General features: G+C 55.3%; 11 protein-coding genes. 6 read left to right on the top strand and 5 right to left on the bottom strand.

Annotated elements, in window-relative coordinates; genetic code table 11:
- Positions 1 to 2: 2 nt before the first annotated feature.
- Complete coding sequence (locus HKT17_RS00405) at positions 3 to 332, bottom strand: DUF2834 domain-containing protein (protein ID WP_171096970.1); 330 nt, start codon at positions 330 to 332, stop codon at positions 3 to 5.
- A 101-nt stretch (positions 333 to 433) separates the two neighbouring features.
- Here HKT17_RS00405 and HKT17_RS00400 point away from each other — a divergent pair, with 101 nt between their 5' ends.
- Together HKT17_RS00400 and HKT17_RS00395 are read left to right on the top strand one after the other, a co-directional pair.
- Entirely contained in the window at positions 434 to 1,078 is a 645-nt protein-coding gene (locus tag HKT17_RS00400) for an MBL fold metallo-hydrolase (RefSeq protein WP_171096967.1), read from the top strand.
- A gap of 9 nt (positions 1,079 to 1,087) precedes the next feature.
- Complete coding sequence (locus HKT17_RS00395) at positions 1,088 to 1,699, top strand: L-2-amino-thiazoline-4-carboxylic acid hydrolase (protein WP_171096965.1); 612 nt, start codon at positions 1,088 to 1,090, stop codon at positions 1,697 to 1,699.
- On the opposite strand, the gene HKT17_RS00390 is transcribed toward HKT17_RS00395, so the two are convergent.
- Entirely contained in the window at positions 1,668 to 2,210 is a 543-nt protein-coding gene (locus HKT17_RS00390; RefSeq protein ID WP_171096963.1) for an NUDIX domain-containing protein, read from the bottom strand. The genes HKT17_RS00395 and HKT17_RS00390 overlap by 32 nt on opposite strands.
- Before the next feature lie 112 nt (positions 2,211 to 2,322).
- Between HKT17_RS00390 and HKT17_RS00385 the strand changes: the two genes are divergently transcribed.
- Positions 2,323 to 3,543, top strand: a complete 1,221-nt coding sequence (locus HKT17_RS00385) for a cation:proton antiporter (RefSeq protein ID WP_171096961.1) — start codon at positions 2,323 to 2,325, stop codon at positions 3,541 to 3,543.
- 2 nt (positions 3,544 to 3,545) lie between these two features.
- On the opposite strand, the gene HKT17_RS00380 is transcribed toward HKT17_RS00385, so the two are convergent.
- The 3 genes from HKT17_RS00380 to zwf are packed head-to-tail and all read right to left on the bottom strand — an operon-like array spanning position 3,546 to position 8,576.
- A complete protein-coding gene (locus HKT17_RS00380) occupies positions 3,546 to 4,340 on the bottom strand; it encodes an FRG domain-containing protein (RefSeq protein ID WP_171096959.1) in 795 nt (264 codons plus the stop codon).
- 13 nt (positions 4,341 to 4,353) lie between these two features.
- Positions 4,354 to 7,113, bottom strand: a complete 2,760-nt coding sequence (gene ppc / locus HKT17_RS00375) for a phosphoenolpyruvate carboxylase (protein ID WP_171096956.1) — start codon at positions 7,111 to 7,113, stop codon at positions 4,354 to 4,356.
- Positions 7,110 to 8,576, bottom strand: a complete 1,467-nt coding sequence (gene zwf / locus HKT17_RS00370) for a glucose-6-phosphate dehydrogenase (protein WP_008246938.1) — start codon at positions 8,574 to 8,576, stop codon at positions 7,110 to 7,112. Before zwf ends, ppc begins: the two co-directional genes overlap by 4 nt.
- A gap of 107 nt (positions 8,577 to 8,683) precedes the next feature.
- On the opposite strand from zwf, the gene edd reads away from it, so the two are divergent.
- The 3 genes from edd (at position 8,684) to HKT17_RS00355 (ending at position 13,036) form a co-directional block, all read left to right on the top strand.
- A complete protein-coding gene (gene edd / locus HKT17_RS00365) occupies positions 8,684 to 10,477 on the top strand; it encodes a phosphogluconate dehydratase (protein WP_171096954.1) in 1,794 nt (597 codons plus the stop codon).
- A 14-nt stretch (positions 10,478 to 10,491) separates the two neighbouring features.
- Positions 10,492 to 11,160, top strand: a complete 669-nt coding sequence (locus HKT17_RS00360) for a bifunctional 4-hydroxy-2-oxoglutarate aldolase/2-dehydro-3-deoxy-phosphogluconate aldolase (protein ID WP_171096952.1) — start codon at positions 10,492 to 10,494, stop codon at positions 11,158 to 11,160.
- Positions 11,161 to 11,749: 589 nt separating this feature from the next.
- The gene (locus HKT17_RS00355; RefSeq protein ID WP_171096950.1) at positions 11,750 to 13,036 is read left to right on the top strand and encodes an MFS transporter; all 1,287 of its coding nucleotides are present in this window, start codon (positions 11,750 to 11,752) and stop codon (positions 13,034 to 13,036) included.
- Positions 13,037 to 13,319: the final 283 nt, after the last annotated feature.

Genomic DNA, 13,319 nt, shown 5'->3' with positions numbered 1-13,319 from the left:
TTTCAAGCGGCTGCCTGTTCCTGATTCAAACGAATCAACAGGTACACTGCAAACCCGGTGGCAACACCGGGTACTACGCCCAGCAGCAACGCCACCCAACCGTAGCGAATGCCCTTCACTTTGGCCTCGTACATTACCCACACGGCCAACACGGCCCAGGTGAAGAAAATGTCCATGGCATAACCCGAAGCATAGGGGTTCACAAAACCACCCGCAAACGCACCCACAATGTCTGGGTTCTGGATAAACGGCGGAATGCACACCAAGGCAAACGCCACGGCGAATGCCACAGCCAATACCACCAGAAATCTGCGATATGCCGCTGTTCCCATAAACTCGAACCCCCTTTCTTCTTGATCAATTGAACCGGGTTAATTTGAATCAACACCACAATTTCACTACTATATCTCCACTGTATTCACCCACACGCCACATGCTTCGCTACCACACCATTCCTGTTACACCCTTTGCACAAAATTGTTCAATCGTGTGGTGCAGTGAAACCAACAAGGCCGCAATCATCGACCCAGGTGGTGACCTGCACAAACTCACCCAAGCAATCGCAGACCGCAATCTTGAACTGCAGGCCATTTGGCTGACCCACGCGCACATCGACCATGCCGGTGGCGTGGCCGAGCTGGCGGCAAAATTAAACTTGCCCATCATCGGGCCGCACGAGGGCGACCAGTTCTGGATTGATCGCCTGGCCGACCAAAGTCGCATGTTCAACTTTCCATTGAGTAAACCGTTCACACCCAACCGCTGGCTGGCCGATGGCGACACAGTACAAATTGGCAATTGCACCCTGAATGTGCGCCACTGCCCTGGCCACACGCCGGGCCATGTGGTGTTTTACTCCGAAGAAGCAAAGCGTGCATTTGTGGGCGATGTTTTATTCGTGGGCAGCATGGGCCGCACCGATTTCCCCGGTGGCGACCATGAAACCCTGATCGACAGCATTCGCAACCGCTTGTGGCCCATGGGCAACGACACCGTGTTTATTCCTGGCCACGGACCAGAGGGAAGCTTTGGCCAGGAACGTCGAAGCAACCCGTATGTGCGCGACCTTCAGTTTTAAAGCATCGCCATGAGCCCGTTCAATGCGCTCCTGTTTTACCTTCCAAACCATGCCTTTGCCAGGCAAGCCAAACCTGCAGTGTCTGCCGAACTTTGGCAAACTGCGCAATGCATTCAACAAAGCATTCAACACACACGCCCACCACACACGCTGGGCTTGGGCCTGATCATTCGCTACATGGAATGGGATGTGGCCTTGTACCGCGCAGCGCTTGAACAAGGCATGCCCCCCGCCAAAGCAGGCCAGCTGATTGAAACCATCAACTGGCAAGTGTTCGGTCCACCCATTGAATTGGGGTTCAAATTGTCACGCTTGCGCAGTGCAAAGGCACTGGCTCGCGCACGCTGGCTCACCGACCTGATGTTCGCAGTGATGTTCACCAAACCGTTTGCAAGAACTGTGCGACGCGACAGTAATGCAGTGGTCTTCGATGTCACCCTTTGCCCGCTGGCCAACTACTTCAAAAGCCAGGGTGTACCTGAACTAACCCGCCATGCAGCATGCAGCCTGGACCACCAAATGGCTGCCCAATGGGGCTTGCAGCTGCAGCGCACGCAAACCATTGCGCAAGAACACCCGCTGTGCGACTTCAGGTTTGTGCCACCCAAAACGCCCCAATAATCGTTTTCACATCACTCACGTCACCGGCCTTGATTTGCCGCATCAACTCGGCAGGTTCAACCAGCACCACGTCCAGAAATTCATTGTGGTCCAGCTGTCTTTCTTGCAGGGTCAAGCCACGCGCCACATACAGTTCAATTTTCTCGGTGGAATAAGAAATGACCGGGTGAATGGTGGTGATGTATTCAAGCGTTTGTGCCACATAACCGGTTTCTTCCAACAATTCTCTATGCGCGGTGGCAGCAGGGTCTTCACCGGGATCAATTTTGCCGGCCGGGAATTCCAGAAACACGCGGTGCAAAGGGTAGCGAAATTGCCGCTCCATCACAAAGCGACCATCATCGAGAATGGGAATAATGGCCACTGCACCCGGGTGCACCGTGTATTCGCGCACCGATTGTTCGCCATTGGGCAGGCGCACCGTGTCTTGGTTCACTTTCATCAAATGCCCGTCAAACACGCGTGTGCTGGTGATGCAGGTTTCTTCCAGGTGCTTTTCAGAATCGGACATACAACGCCACGTCAAAAGATTGAAACAGCACATTTGACCACATTGAGTTCTCCGAGTTAACCCTAGGCTTGCCAGTGGTAAACTCAATCGCGATCTTTCTGTAAATTTCCCTATGTCACTGCTGTCCAGCTTGCTATTGCTTATTGTGGTCGCCCGCTTGTTCGGCCGCCTGTTTGCGCGCTACAACCAGCCCGAGCTGATCGGTGAAATTCTGGCCGGGGTATTGCTGGGCCCGGCCATTCTGGGTTTGATTGAACCCAACAAAGCCCTTGCCGGTGTGACTGAATTGGCTGTGTTTCTGATCATTTTGAATGCCGGCCTTGAAATGCGCTTTTCCGACATTGTGGGCGCCATGAAAGGGCGCGGGCTTATGTTGGCAGCCATCAGCTTTTTCATTCCCTTCGGTGGTGGTGTGTTGGTTGCGGCAGCATTTGGTCAGGACATCATGCGCATGATTTTTCTGGGCCTGTGCATTTCAATCACCGCATTGCCTGTGGCCGTAAAGCTGATGGACAGCCTCGGAATTTTGCACACCCCGATTGCCAAATTTTCACTGGCCACCGCAGTGGTCAACGACGTGGCTGCGCTTTTTATTCTGGGCATTGTGCTGAACCTGCCTGAAACACTCACACTGGGCGACGCCAGCGTGGCCGTGGGCATAGCCACCCTGAAACTGATGGCCATGGGCCTGGTGGTGGTGGGGCTGAACCAATTGCTGAACTGGCTCGAAAAACGCAATGTGAATGTGCAGGCCTTGCCAGAATCCATGATCAAGGTATTTGGTCCTGAGGCTTTGTTCGGCATCGTGATTGTGTTTGTGTTGGTGTTTGGCACCATCAGTGAGGCTTTGGGTTTTCACTTTGTGATTGGTGCATTTTTTGGTGCGCTGTTTCTGGACAAAAAACACTTCATCGCCTCGCGCTACAAAGACCTGCAAGGCACCCTCGGGTCAATTACCAACGGTTTTCTGGGCCCTATTTTCTTTGCATATCTGGGCCTTGAACTTCAACTGGTCAGCCTCAGCGAATGGGAATTCCCATTCATCGTCATCGTGGTGTCGATTGTCACCAAACTGTTCGCGGGCTGGCTGGGCGGTTTGATGGTGGGCATGGGCCACCGTGAGTCCATGGGCTTGGGTGCGGTGCTCAACGGCCGTGGCGTGATGGAACTGGTGGTGGCCGGCATTGCCTACCAGAACGGCTTTATTGGCCCTACCATGTTCTCAACCTTGGTGTTAATGGGCATTGTCACCACCTTCCTGACACCCATTTTCTTTAAACAGGTTTACCGGGGCAACAAGCTTGAAGAGTACCGCCAGGAAAGCCGAAGCTGATTTCACTCCGCTTTTTTTACCGCCATGGCATGCCCAGGCCAGGTTATTTCAAGTTCATAGGCAATTGACCGCGACAGTCCGTCCAGGTCTGGGAACAGCGTGGCGTGGGTGATGTTCATTCGGTAAAGCGCCAACATGGCTTCCTTGCGAAGGCTGGCGGGCAGAACAAATTTGCGAATCATCGCAGGGCCCGTCTCATAGTGCTGAATGATTTCGTCGATCGGCTTGTCCAGCACACCGGGCACCACGAAAGTACCCGACTGCGCCACCAATCGCCCGTCCATTCGATCGGGCTCACCCACCCACATGATGTCGTTGGTGTTCGATGCAAAATAACGCTCAAAATTACCCTGAATTCTTGGATCAATCATGTCACGGTGCAGGGTGGCATTGTTGCTGGGTGTGGCCATCCACAAACGGGGCGTGTCCAGCGCAAATACCGCCGAATTTTTAACCGCCCTTTCCAGCGCAAAAAATGCAGCGACGAAAGGCGATTTGGTGAAATCGAGCATGCGCGTAGGCGCACCGTGATGCTGCATCAGTGCAAGGCATCGAACATCGTCATCCAGCACGCTGGCATCGGGCAAATAATTGTGCGCTTTGCGACGGAAAATCCGGAAGGCGCGCTCTTCCCGTGAACGCCAGGTGGCTTTGTCGGGCACATAGTTGTGCAAGTAGCGGGACAAAGAACTTAGCAAAGACCAGTCCGCATCCTGCAAACCCCGAAACGCCCAACCGTCGCATTCTGAGGTCAAGGCCACAAACTCATTCCAGCTGGCAATTTGTACCGTTTCCACAATTCACTCCCTGCTAGCCACTGTTCCTTAAGCCAGTGGCAATGCCGTTGATCGACAGGTGAACGCCGCGCGCCACGCGCTCATCCAGTTCGCCCTGGCGGTGCCTGCGCAACAGTTCAACCTGCACATGGTTCAGCGGGTCGACATACGGAAAACGCGCTTCAATGGAACGTTTCAGCAATGGGTTGTCCGCCAGCAATTCTTGTTGCCCAGTCAGCCACAACAGCCCTTCCACGGCACGTGCATGCTCGGCGGCAATGCGGCCAAACACTTTGTCACGCAGTGCAGCGTCTTCCACCATGGCGGCATAACGCGATGCAATCGCCATGTCCGCTTTGGCCAGCACCATGTTCAGTGTGGACAGCATGGTGTTGAAGAATGGCCATTGTTTGGCCATGGCTTGCAGGTCAAGCAATTCCGCTTCAGTCAAACTGCTGCGCAACGTAGCCACCGCTGTGCCAAAACCATACCAGCCTGGCAGCATGACACGGCTTTGCGCCCAACTGAACACCCATGGAATGGCACGTAAATCTTCAATGGTCCAATTGGCTTTGCGTGAAGCAGGGCGGCTGCCAATGTTCAAACTGGCAATCTCGGATATCACCGTAGACTGTTTGAAGTACTCCAGAAAACCATCGGTGTTGTACACCAAATCCCGATAGGCATTGAAGGCATGGTTCGACAACTTCGCCATCAGTTCCAGGTACTTGCTTGGCACTTCACGGGTCAGTTCGGTGTGTTCGGAAACCATCAGGTTTGCAGACACCAACACCTCCAGGTTGCGCCTGCCCAGCGATTCAATGCCGTACTTGGCGGCGATCACTTCGCCTTGTTCGGTCAGGCGAATTCGGCCGTCGACCGCACCCGGTGGCTGACCCAAAATGGCGTGGTAACTGGAACCGCCACCACGACCCACAGAGCCACCCCGGCCGTGAAACAGGCGAATTTTAATACCGTGTTTTGCAAACACATCCACCAAACCAATTTCGGCCTGGTACAGGCTCCAACCGGAAGTGACAAAACCACCGTCCTTGTTGCTGTCTGAGTAGCCCAGCATCACCTCCTGCACATGCCCGCGAGAGGCCACCAAGGCTCGGTACTCGGCAATGTCAAACAGCGTTGCCATGATTACAGGGGCGGCCTGCAAGTCTTCAATGGTTTCAAACAGCGGCACAATGTTCACCGCCAATTCACCAGTGGCCACATTGAGTAAATGGGCTTCTTTCAACAACACCGCCAACTCAAGCAAATCACTTACCGACGCTGTTTTGGAAATAATGCAATTTTGAATGGCCGACACACCCAGCACCTGATGCGCCAATTTGGCTTTTCTGAAAATTGCCATTTCCGAATGCGTGCGTTCGCTGTACTGCAAAGAATCGCTGAACAACAAACGGGGGGTGCGCAACTCGGCACACAACAAAGCCACGCGCTCAGCCTCGCTGCTGGCCAAATAATCGGTTTTTCCCAAGGTGGATTGCTTGAGCAGGTCGGCCACCACCGCTTCGAACACATCGCTGTTCTGACGCAAATCGAGCGCCATCAGCGAGAAACCAAACACCTTCACTTTGCGGGCCAACAGAGCCAGTCGCCCTTCGGCAATCCGCTGCATGCCGTTCTCGCTCAGTGCGCTGAACAGGGTATTCAAATCGGACAGCAAACCGGCAGGGCTTGAATAGGCCTGGGCCGTGCACTCACCTTGGACTGCTTGTTGCAAGGTGGCTTGAAGCCGGTTGCGGATCGCCACGCAGGCACGGCGCAAGGTTTCGTCCATGCGGTGGGCTGAGTCTTCGCCCGATGTATTGGCCAAATCCGTTAATGGCGGGTTGGGCTTCAAGAAATAATCTGTAACGCTGAATTCGCGTATCAGGCAATTCACCTCGGCCAGGTAATGCTCCAGCACCTTGCGGCTTTGAATTTTCAGCGTGGTGTCCAGCACCTGCGCAGTCACAAACGGGTTACCATCGCGGTCGCCACCAATCCACGAGCCCACGGTCAGCACCTTGCCCAGCGGGTCTTCATTCACCGGCAAAAAGTTATCGGTACTGGGCAAGCTCAACAGGCTTTGCAACTTGCGGTACACCTGCGGCACCTGGGCAAAAAAAGTGGAATCGAAATAGGCCAGTGCGTTATTCACCTCGTCTATGACACTCAACTTGTTTCGGCGCAGCAAGCGGGTTTGAAACAGGCGCTGCACAGCTGCTTTCAGCTCATCACGCCAGGCATTGGCTTCCTCAAGCGTCAATTGAATTTCATCGCGGTGGCGAATCAACGCAATGATGCTTTGCTGTGCATCCAGCACACTCTTGCGCTGTACCTCGGTGGGGTGTGCAGTCAATACTGGCACTGATTCGGTTTTCTTCAAACGCGCAAGCACAGCGTCGCGATTCACGCCGACACGGCTCAACTCGGCAATCGTGTAATCCAGGCTGGCCTCACGCGCGGGCATTCCGGCCAACTCATGCTGGCGGTTGCGGCGAATCAAATGGCAGTCCTCGGCAATGTTGCTCAACATCGAGAAAATCGAGAATGAGCGAATCAGCGAAATGGTTTCATCTTGAGTCAAGGCCTCAAGTCGCGCTTCCAGTTTGGCGCGCGCTGCATTGTCATCAAACCGGCGGTACTGCACCGACAACTGGCGCACTTCTTCAATGGCCGCAAACACGGGCAAGCCCTGTTGCTCGGCAATTATTTCGCCCAACAACGCGCCCAGCAGGCGAATGTCGTCGCGCAGTTGAGAGTCTTTTTCTTCGTCGTTTAATTGCTTGTTCACAATCCATCCTCTGACCAAATTGCACCGGCCCGCATCGCCATGGCAGTGGCCGCTGAGGGGCCATACGTGCCGCTGGTGTAAGGCACAGGTTCCATGCTGTGGCTTTTCAAGTCATTCAAAATGCGGTCGACAAATTGCCACTGTGTTTGTACCTCATCCCGGCGCAAAAACAAGCCCAAGCGACCACGCAAAATATCGGTGATCAAACGCTCGTAGGCATCGCGCACAGGAATGCGCCAGGTGTTGAAAAAATCAAGGTCCAGTGAAACTGGCTTCAAGCGTTCACGTTCGCCCGGCGTTTTTGCGAGCAACTTCAGTTCAAGTTTGTCCTCGGGTTGCAGGTGAATCACCAACTGGTTACCCACCCACTGGCCACCCACGGGTTCGAACAAAGGCTTAGGCACATCGCGAAACTGAATCACGATTTCCGCGAAGCGGCGCGGCATCCGTTTGCCGGTTCGCACTAAAAACGGCACGCCTGCCCAGCGCCAGGTTTGCACTTCGGTGCGAAACGACACATAGGTTTCGGTGGTGGAATTTGCAGCCACTCCTTTCTCGTCGCGGTACTTGGGCACAGGCTGGCCTTTCACATAGCCCTCGCCATACTGGCCCACCACAATTTCCGGAATTCCGGTGACCTGCGGCACTTTCAGTGATCGCAACACCTTCAGCTTTTCATCGCGCAGGGAATTTGCTTCCAGACTGACTGGTGGTTCCATGGCCACCGTGGCCAGCAACTGCAGCATGTGGCTTTGAACCATGTCGCGCAGCGCACCGGCATGCTCGTAAAAACCAGCGCGGTCTTCAACACCCAGGTCTTCAGCCACGGTAATTTGCACATGGGCCACATGTTCGCGGGTCAACAATGGCTCGAAAATCCGATTGCCCAAACGCAGTGCCAACAAATTCTGTACCGCCTGTTTGCCCAGGTAATGATCGATTCGATAAACCTGTGATTCATCCAGTTTGGCGGCCACAGCTTCTTCAATCAGTGCTGATTCTTTGGCATTGAAACCCAAGGGTTTTTCAAGAACCAAACGAAGCCTGGACGGATCCCGCACGGTGGGAATGCAATTGATCAAATCAATGAATCGCGAAGAAGGCAGGGCAGCGTAATGCACCACAGGTTCGGGGCTGCCGGTCACTGCATTGGCCATGGCCCTGCACGATTCGGGCGTGCCCAGCACCACTTGCAAGGTGTGCAGGTAAGGCAGCAAAGCCGGAATCGATTCCCGTGCTGCTTCATCGCCCGCAGCTTTCAGAAACGAATCGACTTGAGCCAAAGCCTCTTCAGGGCTCAGGGCTTCGCGTTGTGCAAAAATGATTCTGGATTCCGCAGAAAAGTATCCCGATTTTGCCAAGTGTCCCAGTGCGGGAATAATTTTACGCTTGGCCAAATCGCCGCCTGCCCCATGCAACACAAAGGTGAAAGCGCCAACGGGCAAGGGGGAATTGTCGGTCATTTTAGGTTCCAGATCAGTTGATCAAGTTAGTTACATTAATTGCTAGTTTTTTGTAATTATGTTACAAACACTGCACATTCACAAGTTATCTTCTCGAGGTTTGCGCCATGGCAACTACTTTGAACCCCACATTGCAGGCGCTTCGCGAACGCATTGAACAACGTTCCAAAGCCACGCGCGCAGCCTACTTGAATAGCCTGCCACATGGCCCACAAAACCGCACTGCTGTGGGTTGTGCCAACCTGGCCCACACCACCGCAATTTACCCAAGCAGTACCAAGCGCGTTATTTCATTACACAAGTCACCGCACTTGGGCATTGTGACTGCATACAATGACATGTTGTCGGCCCATCAGCCATTTGCGGTTTACCCTGAATTAATTGCACAACACGCGCGCGTACTGGGTGCCACCACCCAAGTGGCAGGCGGTACACCGGCCATGTGCGATGGTGTAACCCAAGGTCGGGAAGGCATGGAACTGTCGCTTTTTTCACGCGATGTCATTGCACTTTCCGCCTGTGTCGGTCTTTCACACGATGTATTCGACGGCGCTATTTTGCTGGGCGTTTGCGACAAAATTGCACCTGGTTTGTTGATTGGCGCGTTGGGCTTTGGCCACCTGCCCTTTGTATTTATCCCCGCCGGGCCCATGGAAACAGGTCTGTCCAATTCCGAGAAAGCCAAAACCCGACAATTGGCCGCGCAAGGCAAGGCCACGCGCGAAGACCTGCTGCAGTCCGAGGAAAAGGCTTATCACAGCCCGGGCACCTGCACGTTTTATGGCACTGCCAATTCAAACCAGCTGATGCTCGATTTCATGGGCTTGCAGTTTCCGGGCGGCGCGTTCGAACTACCCAGCAGCCCACAGCGCAAGGCGCTGATCGGTGAAAGCGTGCGCGCGCTTGAAAGCGCCACGCGCAACCCTGCCTTGAAGTTGGGCACACTGGTTGATTCCCGCTGCCTGATGAACGCACTGGTCGGCCTGATGGCCTCGGGTGGTTCAACCAACCACACCATTCACTGGGTGAGCGTGGCCCGCGCGGCAGGCTATTTGATCGACTGGACCGACCTTGAAATCATCTCCAGCGTCACCCCGCTGCTTACACGGGTGTACCCCAACGGTACTGAAGATGTAAATGCATTTCAGGCTGCAGGCGGCACTGCCGGCTTGCTGGCCACACTGATTGACGGCGGCTTTGTAGACGGTGAGGCCCCCACCGTGTGGGGCACCACCATGGCCAACACCGTGGCTGAAGTACTGCCCACGGCAGAAACCTTTTCAACACGCACACCCGGCGCTTCACGCAACCTTGATGTGCTGCGCCCCCACACCAACCCCTTCCAGCCCGACGGCGGCATTCGCCTGATGAAAGGCAACCTGGGTCGCGGTGTGTGCAAGGTATCGGCTGTGAAACAGGAACACCGATTTGTAGAAGCGCCTTGCCGCGTGTTCACCGACCAACACCAAGTGATCGATGCGTTCAACAACGGCGAACTGACCGAAGCAGTGGTGGTCGTACTGGCCCACCAAGGCCCACGTGCCAACGGCATGCCCGAGTTGCACAAGCTCACGCCCATTTTGGGTATTCTGCAAGACCAAGGCTTGCCCGTTGCCTTGGTGACCGATGGCCGAATGAGCGGCGCTTCTGGCAAGGTGTTGTCGGCCATTCATGTGTGCCCGGAAGCCAAAGCCGACGGCCCTATTTCGCGACTTCGCGATGGCGATGTGGTACGGGTAGATGCCATTGAAGGCGTGCTGCACACCACGGCCGATTTGAGCCTGCGCGAACCCATGCCCACACCCGCGCAAGCAGTCAGCCACGGCCGCGGATATTTCCGGGTGTGGAGAAACACAGTTAGCAGTGCCGAGGAAGGCGCAAGCAACCTGTTCCCCCAATGAAACAAGGACAAGCCATGAACACGCAACCCTCCCCCGACACTCGAGCCGAACGCACCCGCAACTGGTTACAACAAGGTGTTTTGCCGGTGGTGGTGATTCCCAATGTAAAACAGGGTTTGGAAATCGCCGAAGGCTTGTGTGCGGGCGGTATTACACAAATTGAAATTACGCTGCGCACCCCGGAAGCACTGCAAGCCTTGGGTGAAATAGCCCAACGCTTTCCCGACATGAATGTGTCTGCCGGCACCGTGCTGACACCAGCGCAGTTTGATCAAGCCGCTGACCTGGGGGCAACGCTGTTCATTTCGCCTGGCCTAACGGAAGTGCTGGCCGAGCATGCCTTGAACAAGGGATATGCTTGGGTGCCGGGTGTGGCCACTGCATCGGAAATGATGCGTGGGCTTGAACTGGGGTTTGAATTGCTGAAATTTTTCCCGGCCATGGCGGCTGGTGGCCCCAAAGCCCTTGCTGGCATTACAGCGCCATTGGCCGCGGCACGCGTTGTGCCCACAGGTGGCGTAACACTTGAGAACCTGCCGCAGTGGCGTGAAATCAAGGCCGTGCAAGCGGTGGGCGGCACATGGCTGACTGCGGGGCTGGACGGGGTGGCCAATGTAGCCAAGGTGGTTGAGCAGCGCGCGGCGCTGGCCATGGCGGCGTGGAACAACACGGTGCTGGTTTAATCGGCTTGGGTTCCGATCTCTCGCCAGAAAACCTGATTGTCCCTTTTTGAGATTCACCCTGACTCACCTCGCTCGGCAAAAGAGCGGGCCGAGTCTCGGTGCCGGCCTGCGGCCGACCGTGGCGGGTGAATTCAAACGGGCAGGTTTTCTTGAAGGCGAGGCGATCGAAACACCGCCGCCGATTGGGCTGAAAATCGAGCGGTGAGTCGCGTTGTAGTGGAGAAACGCTGCTCGGGAGACCTGGGAACCGAACTAGCAGATGCGCGCACTCTGCGGGTTTGAGCCAACTCGGCAGTGGGATTGCTTGTCCCGCACTTCAAGAAAACCGCCCCGTTTGAACCAAGACTTCAATGCTCGCCTTCCGGCGACACCCAAGACCCGACCATCTGTTTTGTCGGGCTTGGGTGAATTGAATGCCTTGCTTCAAAAAGGGACTAAGCGGTTTTCTGTGCGGAATCGAGCAACCCCGGCGAGTTGGTGACAACTTGGCAACCACGCCGAGTTGAGCAAAGAACCCCTCGGGTTACACCCAAGTGGCACAAGCGCGCCCACATGCGACACTGTTTGAAGTCACCACAAGAACAAAACCATGTCACCCAATCACCTTTCCCCGCCGCCCCTGCGGATGTCGTTCATTATCTGGGGCCTGGCTGCTGCTTTTTACCTGTTCGGTTTTTTCCAGCGCGTTACACCCGGCGTACTTACCGAAGAACTTAGCACCACATTTGACCTCAGCCGCGCAGCGCTGGGGAACCTGTCTGCGTTTTACTTCTACTTTTACGCCGCCATGCAAATACCCGTCGGCCTGCTGGTCGATCGAATCGGTCCCCGCAAAATTTTGACTGCGGGCTGCATACTCGGCGGTGTTGGCGCGCTGATGTTCGGCTTTGCGCCCACTCTGGGTTGGGCCGCAGTGGGTCGTGGCCTGGTCGGTGGTTCAGTTGCAGTGGCTTGGGTTTCCATGCTGATGTTGGTGGCCCAGTGGTTTTCGCCAGCGCGTTTTGCCAGTATGTCGGGCGTTAGCCTGGCCGTGGGCACCATGGGTGCGGTACTGGCCGGCGTGCCCTTGCGTGCGCTTTCTGATTTGTTTGGCTGGCGCATGGTGATGGGTGCCAGTGGAATTATTGCCGTTGTTCTGGGCCTGCTCATCTGGATTTACGTGCGCGACATGCCCTCACAACGCGGCTACAAAAACCACGTCGCCAAACGCCCCGCGCATGAAGTCACCTTGCCTTTGCTCACCGCCTTGGGCCACACACTTCGCTTTCCCGCCGTGTGGTTGATTTTCTGGATTCCCAGTGGCGTGTGCGGCGCCATTCTTACGTTCACCGGCCTGTGGGGCGTGCCCTACCTGACCACCTGGCATGGACTCAGCGTGAAAGAGGCCTCACTGATCATCACCGGCATGCTGATCGCGTTTGCAGCCGGTAGCCTGTTTTTTGGAGCACTTTCCGACAAACTCAAACAACGCAAGTTGCCCTATTTTTTGGGTGCAATTTTTTCCATCAGCGGCTTCATTGTTCTGGGTATTCAACCTGAACTTCCGATTGCACTTGTTTCCGTTTTACTTTGGGCCACGGCCTTTGGTGGTGGCTCCATGGTGCTGAGCTTCGGTTACGTCAAAGAGTCCGTACCGCACCATTTGGGCGCAACCGCAGTGGGTATTGTGAACCTGGGTGTGATGGTCGGCCCACTGGTGCAGCAACCCGTGCTGGGTGCAATTCTTGACCACTATGCGGCTGCAGAAAACATTACCGGCGCTTACTCAAAAGCCGGCATGACCTTGTGCATGCTGGTGCTGGCGGTTTGGGTGGGCACATCAATTGTCAGTTTGATGTTGAGCCGCGAAACTCACGCCAAGCCGAGGTTCGCTTAGGAAGCCAAGTGCTCAAGCTTGCAGGAGGCCTGAGCCACCTCGACAGCGGATTTGCCTGTTTCGCACATTCAAGAAAACCGCCCCTTGTGAATTCATTCGCAGCGTTTGGCGAATAGCCAACACCGAGACTCGGCCAGGTGTTTTGCCGAGCTCGGTGAGCAAGAATAAATTCAACAAGGGATCAAGCGGTTTTCTGTGCGGAATCAGGCAATCCCGTCGAGGTGGTGTTGCTTCGGCAATCCCATCGAGGTGGCGTAGCTCGAGCAATCCCGTCGAGGGGGCT

Source organism: Limnobacter sp. SAORIC-580 (assembly GCF_013004065.1).
Lineage (GTDB): Bacteria > Pseudomonadota > Gammaproteobacteria > Burkholderiales > Burkholderiaceae_B > Limnobacter > Limnobacter profundi.
Note: the sequence above shows the minus strand (reverse complement) of the source record. Positions and strands in the feature narration are given on the sequence as shown.